The following is a 15,450-nucleotide window of genomic DNA, read 5'->3' on the forward strand; positions in this document are numbered from 1 at the left end:
TTTATGAATAATGTCTTAGAGAAAATTACCAAGCTCCGCAAAGAGCTTGAAGAGCATAACTATAGATATTATGTATTAGACCAACCCATAATTTCTGATTACGAGTTTGATGTAAAACTTAAAGAACTTCAAGAATTAGAAGCTCGGTATCCCGAGTATTTTGATCCGAGTTCTCCAACGGTAAGAGTTGGTGGAGCGGTAACTAAAAACTTCGAGACTGTTACCCACCAGTACAGAATGTATTCTTTAGATAATTCATATTCTAAAGAAGATTTACAAGATTGGGAAAAACGAATTCTTAAAATACTAGGCACTACCAATGTAGAATTTGTTTGCGAGTTAAAATACGATGGGGCATCAATAAGTTTAACTTACGAGAATGGTAAACTAGTAAAAGCAGTAACAAGAGGAGACGGTTTTCAGGGTGATGATGTTACTACAAATGTAAAAACCATAAAATCTGTTCCGCTACAATTAAAAGGAGATTACCCGGAAGTATTTCATATTAGAGGAGAGATTGTATTACCTATAGATGGTTTTACTAAAATGAATCAAGAGCGTATTGCTGCCGGAGAAGAGCCATACATGAATCCAAGAAACACAGCATCCGGAAGTTTAAAATTACAAGATAGTGCAGAGGTGGCTAAACGCCCGTTAGAATGTTTTTTATACAGTCTTGTGGGTGATAACTTACCTATTAAAACACAATTTGAAGGTTTAATTAAAGCAAGAGAATGGGGCTTTAAAGTGCCAAAAGAAGCTAAACTCTGTAAAACTACCGATGAGGTAATGGCTTTTGTTGAGTATTGGGAAAAAGAGCGCCATAATTTACCTTACGAAATAGACGGGGTGGTTGTAAAAGTAAATAACATTGCGCAACAAGAAGAGCTAGGTTATACGGCAAAAGCACCTAGATGGGCATTAGCTTATAAATTTAAAGCAGAACAGGTTGCAACCAAGCTAAACAGTATATCGTACCAAGTTGGCAGAACAGGTGCTATAACTCCCGTGGCTAATTTAGAGCCGGTACTTTTAGCAGGAACAACCGTTAAAAGAGCATCTTTGCACAATGCAGATCAGATAGAGAAATTAGATATTAGAATTAATGATGTTGTTTTTGTAGAAAAAGGTGGAGATATAATCCCAAAAATTGTTGGAGTAGATTTTAGTAAAAGGCAGGCCAATTCACAGCCAACAGTATATATAAATGAGTGTCCGGAGTGTGGTTCGGTTTTAATTAGAAAAGAAGGAGAGGCTCAACATTATTGTCCAAATACTTACGGATGTCCGCCACAAATTACGGGTAGAATACAACATTTTATTTCTAGAAAAGCAATGGATATAGATGGTTTGGGAGCAGAGACAGTAGAGCTTTTATTTAAAGAAGGATTAATACAAAACTATGCCGATTTATATGAGCTTAAAAAAGAACAAATAATTCCGTTAGAACGAATGGCAGAAAAATCGGCAGATAATTTAATTAACGGAATTGAAGCATCTAAAAAAGTCCCTTTTGAGCGCGTTCTATTTGCTTTAGGAATTAGATATGTAGGGGAAACCGTAGCTAAAAAATTAGCTAGAGAATACCAATCTATTGATGCATTAAAACAAGCTTCTTTTGAGGATTTAATTATGGTTGATGAGATTGGGGAGAAAATAGCTGAGAGTGTTGTAGAGTTTTTTGCTAATCCAACCAATATAGAAGTTATAGATCGTTTAAAAGACTATGGGCTGCAAATGCAACTCTCTAAAGAAGAGCTTGAAAATAAAACTGATACGCTTAAAGGATTAACTTTTGTGGTTTCCGGAGTTTTTGAGAAAGTATCGAGAAACGAACTCAAGAAACTAATAGAAGATAATGGCGGTAAAGTGGCATCTTCTATTTCATCTAAAACAAACTATGTGGTAGCCGGAGACAACATGGGGCCGAGCAAAAAAGAGAAAGCTCAAAAGCTTGGTGTTCCGATTATTACAGAAGACGATTTTTTAGCTATGTTAGATTAATAAATAGCTTATATAAAAAAGCCCGAAGTGGTTAAAGCTATTTCGGGCGTTTTTTAATGAATGATTATACTATAATACTTTTTCCGGTTGCATTAACTTCTGTATCGTCTAAGTAGAAATCTATTCTACCCAGATTAATTCCGTAAGCACCTACTTGGTTAACAAGCATGTTTTGTTCTTTACGGTTTTTAAACACCGTTGGCTTTTTTAGGAAAGTATGTGTGTGACCGCCAATAATTAAATCAATATTTTCGGTGTTAGAAGCTAACATTAAATCAGACGGAATTTGCTCATCTCTGTAGTGGTACCCTAAATGCGACAGGCAAATAATTAAATGGCAGCGCTCATCTTCTTTTAAAATTCTGCTCATATCCTGAGCAACTTCAACAGGATGAATCCATTTGGTTTCTTTATATAATCTTTTAGGAACTAACCCATCTAACTCTATACCAATACCAAATACACCAATTTTAACACCATCTATAGTAAAAATTTTATATGGTTTTACATGGCCATCCATAACGGTGTTGGTAAAATCGTAATTTGCTGAAAGTAAATCAAATTTTGCATTTGGGAGTTGCGCATAAAGCCCATCAATTCCGTTATCAAAATCATGATTTCCAATGGTGGCAGCATCGTATTGCATCATGCTCATTAATTTAAATTCCAGCTCACCACCGTAATAATTAAAATAAGGTGTTCCTTGAAAAATATCGCCGGCATCAAATAAAAGCGTATTGGGGTTTTCTTTTCTAATGCTTTCTATTAAGGCAGCTCGCCTTGCAGCACCACCTTGATTGGGGTTTCTGGAGTGATCTTTTGGAAATGGGTCTATATGGCTGTGCACATCGTTTGTGTGTAAAATTGTAATGTGCTTTTTGCTTGATAATGCGCAAGACTGTAAGCCTGTTAATCCGGCTAAAGAAACAAAAGTGCCGGTTGCAGCTGTATGTTTTATAAAATTTCTTCTATTCATGGGTTAGTTTAATAAATCGGTTATCAACTTTAGCCTTTAATGTATCTACTTCTTTAAAGTAGTCTATCATGGCATTTCTAACTAAATAATCTAACTCGTAAACTTCTTCTGCAGGTTTAAAAAAATGCATGTTGCTACCGCCATTAAATAAATAATCTGACGTTGCTACATAATAACTGTTGCCTTCTTGCAATGGTTTATTGTTAATGGTAACTTTTTTAACAGTATTGTCGTTGTTTAAAACCAGCTGCATTCCTGCAATAGGGTGAGCTCTTTGCGATTTTACTAAATAGGCAATAAGCTCTCTAATTTGATTATACGATAGTTTGGCAACAACAATTCTATTCTCAAAAGGCATTACTTGATAGGCTGTTCTGGCAGTAATGTTTCCTTTAGAAATAATTGCTCTAATGCCACCATGGTTTAATAACGCCATGTCTATATTTTTACCGGTACGCTTTGTAAAAACTTTGTTGCCATAAGTTAAAACTATGTCGGCCATTAGGTTACCAATAGATGAGTTTAATATACCATCGTTTTTTGTTAAATCGTAAGGAGCGTAAGCTATTATACTGTCTAATTGTTTGTTTATGTGTTCTCTGTATGGTTTAACAAAAGACTCTATTTCTTCTTTAGCAGCAAATGTGCTATCTATGTTAATTTGCTTACCTTCTATTTTATGGGTAGATAAATTAGCTTCTTTACAAGAAACCGAGAAGAAAAACAGTGTTATAATTGTAACAAAAAGTTTTATTTTCATTTGTAAAGTTTGTTAAATAACAAATTAAATTTTCAATCAATACGCTAACTTTGCATAAAATGTAAAATAAATGATTTTAAAGCGAATTAAAGAGCGCTCAGCACGTAAAGTTCTTAACAAATTACTTAAACAACATACACCAGAAGTTAAAAAAGCAGATTCTAAAGAGAGTTTAACTATTGGTTGTATTGTAGATGTTGAGGTAATGCCAGATGTTACTAATATGTACCAATTGGCAAAGGCATTTAATTTAAGAGATAATCAAATAAAAATAATAGGATACCAAGATAAATTAGATAGCGTATCACCTTTTGCAGTACCAATGTTTTCTGAAGCAGATTTAGGGTGGAACGGAACTATAAAAAGTGGTTACGTAACCGAGTTTTTAAATCAAGAATTTGATGTTTTAATTAATTATTATACCTCTCAAAAATTGCCATTACTATTGCTTACTGCTAAAACAAAAGCGCAATTAAAAGTTGGGTTTCCGGTAATTAATCAAGAACTGAACAATTTAATAATAAATGTAGCACCTACTAATTTTGAGGCATTTGTAACCGAATTAAAAAAATATACAACCATACTAAAAGCACTATAATGAAACAATTAATAGGAACCGGTGTAGCATTGGTTACACCCTTTAAGCAAGACTATTCTGTAGATGTTCAAGCCCTTGAGCGCATAGTTAATTATGTAATAGACGGGGGAGTAGATTATCTAGTTGTTTTAGGTACTACTGCAGAAACAGCAACATTGTCTAAAGATGAAAAAGAACTGGTAAAAGAAACCGTTACTAAGGCAAATGCAGGTAGAGTACCAATGGTTTTAGGAATTGGCGGAAACAATACACAAGAAATTGTACAGCAAATAAAACAAACAGATTTAAGCAATTATGATGCTGTATTATCGGTTTCACCTTATTACAATAAACCCACACAAGAAGGAATTTACCAGCATTTTAAAGCAGTTGCAGAGGCAACTTCAAAACCAATTATACTATATAACGTTCCGGGAAGAACAGCGTCTAATATGTTGCCTGAAACAGTTTTGCGATTAGCAAAAGATTGCAAAAATATAGTTGCAATTAAAGAAGCCTCAGGAGATATTGTACAGGCAATGAAAATTATAAAAAACAAGCCGGACGATTTTTTAGTTATTTCGGGAGACGATATGATTACGCTTCCAATGGTATTAGCAGGAGGAGCAGGAGTAATATCTGTAATAGGAGAGGGATTACCTAAAGAGTTTTCTAAAATGGTTCGTTTAGGGCTTGAGGGGAACGCAAAAGAAGCCTATAAGATACATTATAAAGTTCAGGAAAGCATAGATTTAATTTTTGAAGAAGGTAATCCGGCAGGTATAAAAGCAATGTTTCAACAACTAGGGCTGTGTAATGATACTGTAAGACTACCATTGGTCCCTGCAACCAACGAATTAAAAAATAAAATCAAACATTTTTTAGATACTATACGTTAAATTTAACTAAAACAAGTTTGGTATAGCATGTTATGTGGTATATTACACCGCATAAAAAATGTTTTTGTAATACTTATAAATTAGCTAATTTTGCCCGATGTTTATAAAAATGAGAAACTATTTAAGCATAGCACTTGTAACGTTGGTTTTAACCACTTCGTGTAGCGAGTATCAAAAAGCGCTTAAAAGCGAAGAAACCAGTGCAAAATATGCCTTAGCCGAAAAGCTTTACAAAGAAGGTGATTACAGAAGAGCTATTAGGCTTTTTGATCAAATTGTTCCCGAATTTGTTGGTAAGCCTCAAGGAGAGCGTGTAATATTTTTCTATGCAGACACCTATTATAATTTAAAAGATTACTATTTGGCTGCCTACCAATTTGAACGATTTGCAAAATCATACCCAAAAAGTGATAAAGCGCAAGAGGCTGCATTTTTAGGTGCCAAGTGTTACTATCATGTTTCGCCAAAATATTCTATAGATCAAACAGATACGCATAAGGCCATAGAGAAATTGCAGATTTTTATAAACACGTATCCTAACTCAGAGTATGTAGCAGAAGCCAATACAATGGTAAAGGAGCTTACTACTAAGTTAGAGAAAAAAGAATTTGAAATTGGCAAGCTTTATTTTAACTTGTCAGACTATAAAGCTGCTATAGCTTCTTTAAACAACTTTATATCAGATCATCCGGGATCTGTATTCAGAGAAGAAGCTATGTATTACAGGTTCTCGGCAGCTTATGAGCTTGGTGTAAACAGTGTACTAAGCAAAATGGAAGAGCGTTTACGTAGTGCAGAAGATTATTACAAAGCATTTAAACGTTACTTTCCAAACTCTAAATACATGAAAGAGGTAGACCAAATGGCTATCACTGTACAAGAAGAATTAAAGAAATTTTCTAAATAGTTAACTATTTTACAATGAGTGATTTAAAAAAAACTAATGCGCCGGTTACAACAGTAACTATTAACAGAAATGAGTTTGATGCGCCTACAAACAACATTTATGAGGCTATAGCAATTACTGCTAAAAGAGCGGTGCAAATTAATGCAGAACTTAAAAAAGAACTTATAGAAAAGCTCGAAGAGTTTGCTACGTATAACGATAGCTTAGAAGAAATTTTCGAAAACAAAGAGCAAATAGAAGTTTCTAAGTTCTACGAGAAATTACCTAAACCACATGCTATTGCTGTACAAGAGTGGTTAGAAGGAAAAATTTACTGGCGTAATACAGAAAAAGATAAAGAAGAACAAGACAAACTATAATGTCTATTCTTAGCGGCAAAAATATTCTCTTAGGCGTTACCGGAGGTATAGCCGCATACAAAAGCACTTACTTAGTGCGATTGTTTATAAAAGCTGGCGCTCAGGTTAAAGTTATTATGACCGAGAGCGCCAAAGATTTTGTAACGCCTTTAACACTTTCTACACTTTCTAAAAATCCGGTGTTATCTTCTTTTACACACGAAGAAGATGAAAACGCCCTGTGGAACAACCATGTTGAGCTTGGTTTGTGGGCAGATTATATGGTTATTGCTCCCGCTACAGCCAACACCCTTTCTAAAATGGCTAATGGTGTTTGCGATAACTTATTATTGGCTACATATCTTTCGGCTAAATGCCCGGTTTATTTTGCTCCGGCAATGGATTTAGATATGTACAAACACCAAAGCACCTTAAGAAGTTTTGATATTTTAAAAACGTTCGGAAACATTATGATTCCGGCTGCTTCCGGTGAGCTAGCAAGTGGTTTAGTTGGTGAAGGCAGAATGGCAGAACCAGAAGATATTGTTGCTTTTATAGAAGCCGATATTTTAAAAAAACTTCCACTTAAAAATAAAAAAGTACTTATAACAGCAGGCCCTACTTATGAGCCCATAGACCCAGTTAGGTTTATTGGTAATCACGCATCAGGCTTAATGGGTTTTGAACTTGCAAAAGAGGCTTTACAGTTAGGAGCCGAGGTTGTACTTATTACCGGCCCTACACATTTATCAACTCCAAACGGAAACATTACAAGAATAAATGTGCAGACTGCAGCCCAAATGCATAAACAAGCACTAGAGCATTTTAGCACTACAGATATTGCTATTTGTGCAGCAGCTGTAGCAGATTATAAGCCAAAAAATGTTGCAGAACAAAAACTTAAGAAAACCAGCAATGAATTAACAATTGCGCTAGAAAAAACGGTTGATGTTCTTGCCGATTTAGGAAAACACAAAAAACAACAGTTTTTAGTTGGTTTTGCTTTAGAGACAGAAAACGAGCTGGAAAATGCTAAAGCAAAGATCACCAAGAAAAATTTAGATGCCATTGTACTTAACTCGTTATCTGATGAAGGAGCAGGTTTTAAGACTTCTACAAATAAAATTACCTTTATAGATAAGAATTTTAAAGTAAAACCGTTTCAATTAAAAACAAAAGCAGCAGTTGCTAAAGATATTTTTAATGAGATTCTCTCGTACATTTAAAAAAGCGGTTTTTTCACTGTTTTTACTAACAGTAGGTAATGGCTTTGCACAAGAGCTAAACTGCTTGGTTAGTGTAAACTCAGACTTGGTAGACCAAACCAATCAGCAAGTATTTAAAACATTAGAGCGTTCACTTAATGATTATGTAAACAAAACTAAGTGGACAAACAAGGTTTTTGCTCCACACGAACGCATTAACTGTAGCATGTTAATTACGGTTAACAGTTATGAGTCTAACAAGTTTTCGGCTACAATCCAAATACAATCTAACAGGCCGGTTTATAATTCAGACTATCAAACTCCTGTTTTTAACTACAACGATCGGCAATTTGATTTTACCTATATAGAGTTTCAACCACTATATTTTAATCCAAACGTTTTTGAGTCTAACTTAGTAGCTGTTGTTACCTATTATGTATATGTTATTTTAGGGTTAGATGCAGATACTTTTGAGCTAGAAGGAGGCACACCTTATTTTAAGAAAGCACAAGAGATTGTTAATCTTGCTCAAGGTAGTGGCTATGCCGGTTGGCAACAAACAGACGGTAACAGAACCCGTTGGGAGCTAATAGATAATTTGCTTTCTAATACGTTTAGAGAATACAGAATTGCGTTATATAACTACCACCGTAAAGGACTAGATTTAATGGTAGATAACAATATGGCTGCCAAGCAAACCATTGCAGGTTGTATGCGACTTTTTGATGCTTTAATTAAACGTAGGCCCAATGCTTTTTTAATTCAAACTTTTTTTGATGCTAAAGCAGAAGAAATTAAAGAGGTTTTTTCTGGTGGACCAAAAATGAGCATTGTAAATTTAATAGACCTACTTAACAGAGTAGCACCTTTTTATGCCGGTACTTGGAAAGAAATAAAATATTAACACCGGTTTTTTAGCACATAAATACTACCTATATTTGATGCGATTGTTTAAACCATACAACCGTGCTAACATCGTTATCAATAAAAAATTACGCGCTCATAAACAATCTTCAAGTAGATTTTAATAATGGCCTTACTATTATTACCGGAGAAACCGGTGCCGGGAAGTCTATTTTGTTAGGTGGTTTGTCGCTTGTTTTAGGAAAACGAGCCGATTTAAGCGTACTTAAAAATCAAGATAGCAAATGTGTTATAGAGGCAGAATTTAATATAGAAAAATACAACCTTAAGTCTTTTTTTAAAGAAGAAGATTTAGATTACGAAGCCATAACTATTATTAGAAGGGAGATTGCCCCCAGCGGTAAATCGAGAGCATTTGTAAACGATACACCTGTTACGTTAGATGTGGTTTCCAGGTTAGGTGGTAAACTCATAGATATTCATTCGCAGCACCAAACCTTAAAATTAACAGAAACAGCTTTCCAATTTGAAGTATTAGATGCTGTTGCCAATAATAAGCAAACTTTAGAGAACTACAGGCAAGTACTTAGCCAATATAATAGTACCAAGAAAGAGTTAGAAGAGCTTTTAAACTATCAAAAAGAAGCCGCAAAAGAACTCGACTACAACTCATTTTTATTACAAGAATTACAACAGGCTAACTTGCAAGAAGGCATGTTAGAAGCGCTAGAAGCTACATTCGAGAAGTTAAACAATGTAGAAGAAATTAAAGAGAAGTTAGCAGAAGCTTACCAAATTTTAGATGCAGAACCTGTTGGTATTTTACATACTATTAGAGCATTGCAGCTCACATTACAGAAGTTAGCATTGTTAAATACAGAGTTTACTGCATTGCACGAAAGAGTGCAGTCTGTTACTATAGAGCTTGAAGATATTTTTTCTGAAATTAAAGATGCCGAAGAAGCCACAGAAGCCGATCCGCATCAATTAGAAGAAGTTAATAACAAATTACAGCTGTTGTATAGTCTTCAAAAAAAGCATAACGCACTTACCGTATCAGAATTAATTAAAATACAAGAAGACTTAGCACAAAAAGTTGCTGTAACCGAAAATTTAGACGAGACAATTCAAGAAAAAAATAAAGTGCTAACTAACTTAGAAAATCAATTAAAGTCCTTAACTAATCAATTAACAAAAAACAGAAAGAAAGCCATACCTGAGTTAGAAGAGTATTTAAAAAAATCGTTAGCTCCGTTAGGAATGCCCAATGCTTCGTTTAAACTAAACCTTACCGAAGCTGCACAGTATAATACTTACGGCAAAAATGAGTTAACATTTTTATTTTCAGCAAATAAAGGGTTGCCTCATGGGCCTTTAAAAAAGGTAGCCTCAGGTGGAGAATTATCACGTATAATGCTTTGTATTAAAGCGCTTTTAGCTAAGCACATACAATTACCTACCATTATGTTTGATGAGATAGATACAGGTGTATCTGGAGAGATTGCAAATAAAATGGGAGAAATTATGCAGCAAATGGGAGAATATATGCAGGTATTTGCAATTACACATTTACCACAAATTGCAGCTAAAGGACATCATCATTTTAAAGTATTCAAACAAGATGATAATGCCGTTACAGAAACCCAAATGAAACCGCTTTCTCATAATGAGCGTATAGTAGAGATTGCACAAATGTTAGATGGTAAAAATGCAAGTGATGCAGCATTAGCACATGCAAAAGGATTGTTAACAGCTTCGTAAAAAAACGTTACGGGTGCTTTCTTGTTAAATAAATTGATATTTTTGACAAAAATTACACAATACTAACATAAACTTTTAAGAATGGCATACAATCTATTAAAAGGGAAAAGAGGAATTATTTTTGGCGCCTTAGACGAAAATTCTATTGCTTGGAAAACTGCCGAGCGCGTTTTTGAAGAAGGCGGAACCTTTGTGCTAACCAATGCGCCTATTGCAATGAGAATGGGTAAAATTAAAGAGTTAGCCGAAAAAACTAATGCAGAAATTATTCCTGCTGATGCCACAAACCTGGAAGATTTAGAGAATCTTGTAAATAAAGCAGTAGAAGTACTTGGAGGAAAACTAGACTTTGTACTTCACTCAATCGGTATGTCTGTAAACGTTAGAAAAGGACGTGCTTACACCGATCAGAACTATGATTTTACTGCAAAAGGATGGGATGTTTCGGCATTGTCATTTCATAAGGTATGTCAAACACTACACAAGTTAGACGCTATGAATGAGTGGGGTAGCATTGTAGCGCTTACCTACATGGCTGCACAAAGAACATTCCCTGACTATAATGATATGGCAGATAACAAGGCCTATTTAGAGTCTGTTGCCAGAAGTTTTGGTTACTTCTTTGGCAAAGAGAAAAAGGTAAGAGTTAACACAATTTCTCAGTCGCCAACTCCAACTACAGCCGGACAAGGTGTTAAAGGTTTTGATGGCTTTATTGCCTATGCAGAAATGATGTCTCCGTTAGGTAATGCAACAGCACAAGATTGTGCTGATTACACTGTATCGTTGTTTTCAGACCTAACACGCAAAGTAACCATGCAAAACTTATTTCATGATGGAGGCTTCTCTAACACCGGAGTTAGTAATGAAGTGATGGAAAAATTCATGAAAGAGTAAGTAAAATATATAACTTATTTAAGCCACCGTCTTGGTGGCTTTTTTTATTTTTGAGAACATTATTTAAGCTATGCAGTTATCGTATTCTTTTGTAATCCCAGTTTTTAATAGACCGGATGAAATTGATGAGCTTTTACAAAGTTTAACACTACAAGACTACACATCAGATTTTGAGGTGGTTATTGTAGAAGATGGCTCTACATTGCCTTCAGACACTGTTGTTAGTAAGTATAAAAACAAGTTAAACATTACGTATTTATCTAAAGAAAATACCGGTCCCGGAGATTCCAGAAACTACGGGATGAAACATGCAAAAGGCAACTACTTTATAATTTTAGATTCTGATTGTATTCTGCCAAAACATTATTTAACGGCTGTAAACAATTCGTTAACAAAAGAATATGTTGATTGTTTTGGAGGTCCGGATACCGACCACCCTTCGTTTACTAAAGTTCAAAAAGCAATAAATTATGTGATGACCTCTTTTTTAACCACCGGAGGTATAAGAGGAGGGAAGCATGCTTTAAATAAATTTCAGCCAAGAAGTTTTAACATGGGAATCTCTAAAAAAGCTTTCCAAGCAACAGGAGGTTTTGGTACAATACATCCCGGCGAAGACCCGGATTTAACTATTAGAATCTGGAAAGCCGGTTTTAAAACCAAGCTTATACCGAACGCATACGTGCATCATAAACGCAGAATTAACTGGTCTAAATTCTACAAACAAGTAAATAAATTTGGTTTAGCAAGACCAATTTTAAACTCTTGGCATCCGGAAACTGCAAAACTAACTTATTGGCTACCTTCTGTGTTTATCTTAGGCTTTACAGTGTCTTTAATAGCAGCATTATTTTCTTTTTACATTCCTTTTATGGTGTACGGCAGCTACATTTTAGTATTATTCATGCATGCTTTGTTTACTACAAAAAGCTTAACAATAGCAGTATTAAGCATATTTGCAATGTTTATTATGTTTTTTGGATACGGATGGGGATTTTTAAAAGCAACAGTGTTAGTTGGTTTGTTAAATAAAAATCCTAAACAAGCTTTACCGAATATGTTTTTTTAATATCTTTTAAGTACTATGAAACAGTTGGTTTACAAAAAACATAAAATAAACATGTTTTTATTTTTCTTAGCGTGTGCAGCTGTTTTATGGTTTTTGGTAAAACTGTCTGAGACGTATACCAGCACAGTTGATTTTAAAGTGGTTTATAAAGATGTTCCTGCCGATAAAATTTTACACGAACTACCTGCAGAAACTATAAATGTTAGAATTAAAGCAACCGGATTTAGATTGCTTTATCACTATATTTTTGGGCATAAAGTAACAATTAGCTTAACCAATGTAAAAGAAGAAAACAACACCTATTATTTAGATAAGGTTACATTACTTTCTATTTTAGAAAAACAATTATCTAAAAATACTGTAGAGAACATATATCCGGATACGCTTTACTTTAATTTAGAAACCAAACAAGAAAAGCAAGTACCGGTAAAAACTAATTTAGAACTCTCTCTAGCAGAAAATCATAAAATATTTAACGATATAGAGGTTACTCCTAAAACAGTAACTATAAACGGACCTAACTCTGTGTTAGATACAATAGATGCTTTGTACACACAGCTTTACAAAGTAGAAAATGTTAGAGAAGATATTAATATTTTGCTACCCATTATAGTGCCAAACATAGAACATATAAGCGTTTCGCCAAAGCAAGTTACTGTTAAAGCTTCAATTAAGTTGTTTTCAGAGAAAACCATTACCGTGCCTGTACAAGTTGTAAATGCTCCGGATAGTATTTTAGTAAAAACCTATCCTTCAGAGGTTAAAGTGCTTTGCAAAGCTCCTTTAAAAGAGTTAAAAGAACTATCTCCTGCAGATTTTACATTGGTTGCAGATTATTCAGACTCTATTGCAAAAACCAGCAACTATATACCTTTACGATTGTTAAAAAAGCCTAAAACCGTAAGCGATATTAAGCTGTTACAAGAACAAGTACAATATATTGTAAAACGATTATGATAGTAGGATTAACAGGGGGCATAGGTAGCGGAAAATCTACAGTGGCTACTATGTTTAAAGATTTAGGTGTTCCTATTTACGTTGCCGACGATGAGGCAAAAAAACTCATGCAGCATTCAGAAGCAATACGTAAAGATATTATAGGGTTATTAGGCAATGCTGCATACCACAATAGTGTTCCCAACAGAGAGTTCATAGCATCCAAGGTTTTTAAAAATCCAAAATTGCTTCAACAATTAAATAATATTATTCATCCGGCTGTTAGGGTACACTTTTTGCAGTGGTATAAAGAGCAGAAAGCGCCCTATGTTATAAAAGAAGCAGCTATTTTATTTGAGAGTGGTGGATATAAAAATTGTGATATTATAATTTTGGTAACAGCACCGGTAGATGTAAGAATTAGTAGGGTATTGCAACGTGACAAAACAACAGAAGAAGAGGTGTTAAATAGAATTAATAATCAATGGCCTGACGATAAAAAAATTCCATTAGCAGATTTTATAATCAATAACATTTCTTTAAAAAAAACTAAAGAACAGGTTGAAACAATTCATAAAAAAATTCTTATTAAATCTGCTAACCGCTCTAAATTTTAACATTTTTGTTAAGGTTAGGTTAAATGCTTAACAGACTCCATATTAATCCTTTAATTTTGAGGAAATGAACCAACGATTATTTGTTGTACTGGTTGTTTTAATGAGTTTGTCTCTTGTAGGAATTATTTTCGTACAAGGATATTGGATTAAAACATCTATTGATGACAAAGAAGAGCAATTTACTTACAATGTTAACCAGGCTTTACAGGCTGTTGCAGAAAAAGTAAAAAAGAGAGAGATAAACGATTATTTTGACAGGCTTATTCTGTACCAAGATAGTTTAGGGCCTGCTAAAAACAGACAATACAACGAAATCTTTTTTAAAGATTATAATGATAATAAGGATGAGATTTTTATTTACCGACATGGTATTTTAGAAGAAAACTTTGAAATCTCATCTACGTTCTTTGAAAATGCAAACTTAGATACAGATACAGCAAGCGTTACTAAATTAACCAGTAAGCGTACTACAGAAATTTTAAAACGCGATTTAGAAAACAATAAGTTTACGCCGGTAAAAAAAATAGAAGCCATTAATGCTATAAGTGATATAGAGCAGTTAGCTTTTGAAGATGCATTTACACAAATGGCTAAGAGAATACCGGTACACAAACGTGTTTCTACATCAGAGTTAGACTTATTGTTGCAACGAGAGCTGCAAGACAGAGGGATAGATGCCGATTTTGAGTATGGTATTTACAGCAAAGGGCTGCCAACCAAAGTTAGAACCAGAAACTTTGGGTTTACCAAAGGTACGCGCTATCACGCGCCCATACTTACAGATATAGAGGGTAAAAGTGATTACGAGTTGTTGGTTACTTTCCCAAACAAAAAACGGTTTTTAATATCGTCTATTTTAGGGATGGCTCTCTTGTCGGCTATTTTTACGTTAATTATTATAGTGGCATACTCAAGTGCGCTTTATCAACTTATAAAGCAAAAGCAAATATCAGAGATTAAGTCAGATTTTATTAATAACATGACACATGAGTTTAAAACGCCCATAGCTACCATTAATTTAGCGTTAGACTCATTAAAAAATCCAAAGCTCTTTGAAGACAAAGATAAAGTAAAGCGCTACTTGCAAATGATACGCGATGAAAATAAACGTATGCATGCTCAAGTAGAAAATGTGCTCAGAATTTCTAAACTAGAAAAAAACCAATTAGATATTAGTAAAGATAGGGTAGAAATTCACGACCTAATAAACGATGCAATAACACATGTCTCTTTACTGGTAGAGAATAGAGGAGGATATATAAAAACCCATTTTGAAGCCGATAGAGATGAGGTGCTTGCAAACAATTTTCATTTTACTAACGTAATGGTTAATATATTAGATAACGCAATTAAATACTCTCCTGATGCTCCTAAAATTGATGTGTTCACAGAAAATGTGAAAGAATCAATTATAGTAAAAGTACAAGACCAAGGGGCAGGAATGAGTAAAGCTGTAGCTAAGCGCGTTTTCGAGAAATTTTATAGAGAACACACCGGAAATATACATAATGTAAAAGGTCATGGTTTAGGATTGGCATATGTAAAAATGATTGTAGAAGACCACCATGGCGAAGTATATGTAGAAAGCGAAAAAGATAAAGGGAGTACCTTTTTTATAAAGTTACCTTTAATATAAATAC

The 15,450-nt window shown here is 34.2% G+C and carries 15 protein-coding genes; 13 read left to right on the top strand and 2 right to left on the bottom strand.

Annotation, left to right across the window (positions count from 1 at the left end; translation table 11 throughout):
- Nucleotides 1-3 precede the first annotated feature (3 nt).
- Nucleotides 4-2,004 (top strand): NAD-dependent DNA ligase LigA, encoded by a 2,001-nt coding sequence (ligA, locus tag ACZ5CF_RS07715; RefSeq protein ID WP_464578657.1) that lies wholly within the window; start codon nt 4-6, stop codon nt 2,002-2,004.
- A 64-nt stretch (nt 2,005-2,068) separates the two neighbouring features.
- Here the strand turns inward: ligA and ACZ5CF_RS07720 are convergent, their stop codons facing one another.
- Both ACZ5CF_RS07720 and ACZ5CF_RS07725 read right to left on the bottom strand, forming a co-directional pair.
- Nucleotides 2,069-2,980, bottom strand: coding sequence for a metallophosphoesterase (locus ACZ5CF_RS07720; protein ID WP_464578659.1), 912 nt, complete (start codon nt 2,978-2,980; stop codon nt 2,069-2,071).
- A complete protein-coding gene (locus ACZ5CF_RS07725; RefSeq protein WP_464578660.1) occupies nt 2,973-3,740 on the bottom strand; it encodes a 5'-nucleotidase C-terminal domain-containing protein in 768 nt (255 codons plus the stop codon). The genes ACZ5CF_RS07720 and ACZ5CF_RS07725 overlap by 8 nt, the downstream gene beginning before the upstream one ends.
- A gap of 70 nt (nt 3,741-3,810) precedes the next feature.
- On the opposite strand from ACZ5CF_RS07725, the gene ACZ5CF_RS07730 reads away from it, so the two are divergent.
- The 12 genes from ACZ5CF_RS07730 to ACZ5CF_RS07785 all read left to right on the top strand — a co-directional run bounded on the left by ACZ5CF_RS07730 (nt 3,811) and on the right by ACZ5CF_RS07785 (nt 15,446).
- On the top strand, nt 3,811-4,338 hold the full coding sequence (locus ACZ5CF_RS07730; protein ID WP_464578661.1) for a DUF6913 domain-containing protein: 528 nt from the start codon (nt 3,811-3,813) through the stop codon (nt 4,336-4,338).
- Nucleotides 4,338-5,216: a 4-hydroxy-tetrahydrodipicolinate synthase gene (gene dapA, locus ACZ5CF_RS07735; protein ID WP_464578662.1), complete on the top strand. Its 879-nt coding sequence runs from the start codon at nt 4,338-4,340 to the stop codon at nt 5,214-5,216. The genes ACZ5CF_RS07730 and dapA overlap by 1 nt, the downstream gene beginning before the upstream one ends.
- Before the next feature lie 109 nt (nt 5,217-5,325).
- Nucleotides 5,326-6,123: an outer membrane protein assembly factor BamD gene (locus ACZ5CF_RS07740; RefSeq protein WP_464578664.1), complete on the top strand. Its 798-nt coding sequence runs from the start codon at nt 5,326-5,328 to the stop codon at nt 6,121-6,123.
- A gap of 14 nt (nt 6,124-6,137) precedes the next feature.
- On the top strand, nt 6,138-6,482 hold the full coding sequence (locus ACZ5CF_RS07745; RefSeq protein ID WP_464578665.1) for a DNA-directed RNA polymerase subunit omega: 345 nt from the start codon (nt 6,138-6,140) through the stop codon (nt 6,480-6,482).
- Nucleotides 6,482-7,687, top strand: a complete 1,206-nt coding sequence (coaBC, locus tag ACZ5CF_RS07750) for a bifunctional phosphopantothenoylcysteine decarboxylase/phosphopantothenate--cysteine ligase CoaBC (protein ID WP_464578666.1) — start codon at nt 6,482-6,484, stop codon at nt 7,685-7,687. The genes ACZ5CF_RS07745 and coaBC overlap by 1 nt, the downstream gene beginning before the upstream one ends.
- The gene (porD, locus tag ACZ5CF_RS07755; protein ID WP_464578667.1) at nt 7,665-8,570 is read left to right on the top strand and encodes a type IX secretion system protein PorD; all 906 of its coding nucleotides are present in this window, start codon (nt 7,665-7,667) and stop codon (nt 8,568-8,570) included. The genes coaBC and porD overlap by 23 nt, the downstream gene beginning before the upstream one ends.
- Before the next feature lie 62 nt (nt 8,571-8,632).
- A complete protein-coding gene (gene recN, locus ACZ5CF_RS07760; protein WP_464578668.1) occupies nt 8,633-10,291 on the top strand; it encodes a DNA repair protein RecN in 1,659 nt (552 codons plus the stop codon).
- A gap of 81 nt (nt 10,292-10,372) precedes the next feature.
- The gene (locus tag ACZ5CF_RS07765) at nt 10,373-11,188 is read left to right on the top strand and encodes an enoyl-ACP reductase FabI (RefSeq protein ID WP_464578669.1); all 816 of its coding nucleotides are present in this window, start codon (nt 10,373-10,375) and stop codon (nt 11,186-11,188) included.
- A gap of 70 nt (nt 11,189-11,258) precedes the next feature.
- Nucleotides 11,259-12,257 (top strand): glycosyltransferase family 2 protein, encoded by a 999-nt coding sequence (locus ACZ5CF_RS07770; RefSeq protein ID WP_464578671.1) that lies wholly within the window; start codon nt 11,259-11,261, stop codon nt 12,255-12,257.
- A gap of 15 nt (nt 12,258-12,272) precedes the next feature.
- Nucleotides 12,273-13,214: a CdaR family protein gene (locus ACZ5CF_RS07775; protein WP_464578672.1), complete on the top strand. Its 942-nt coding sequence runs from the start codon at nt 12,273-12,275 to the stop codon at nt 13,212-13,214.
- Nucleotides 13,211-13,810, top strand: coding sequence for a dephospho-CoA kinase (gene coaE, locus ACZ5CF_RS07780; protein ID WP_464578673.1), 600 nt, complete (start codon nt 13,211-13,213; stop codon nt 13,808-13,810). The genes ACZ5CF_RS07775 and coaE overlap by 4 nt, the downstream gene beginning before the upstream one ends.
- 64 nt (nt 13,811-13,874) lie before the next feature.
- Nucleotides 13,875-15,446 carry a sensor histidine kinase gene (locus ACZ5CF_RS07785; RefSeq protein WP_464578674.1) on the top strand — a complete coding sequence of 524 codons (1,572 nt, stop codon included), beginning with the start codon at nt 13,875-13,877 and terminating at the stop codon, nt 15,444-15,446.
- The last annotated feature ends 4 nt before the right edge of the window (nt 15,447-15,450 follow it).

The organism is Lutaonella thermophila (assembly GCF_055387725.1).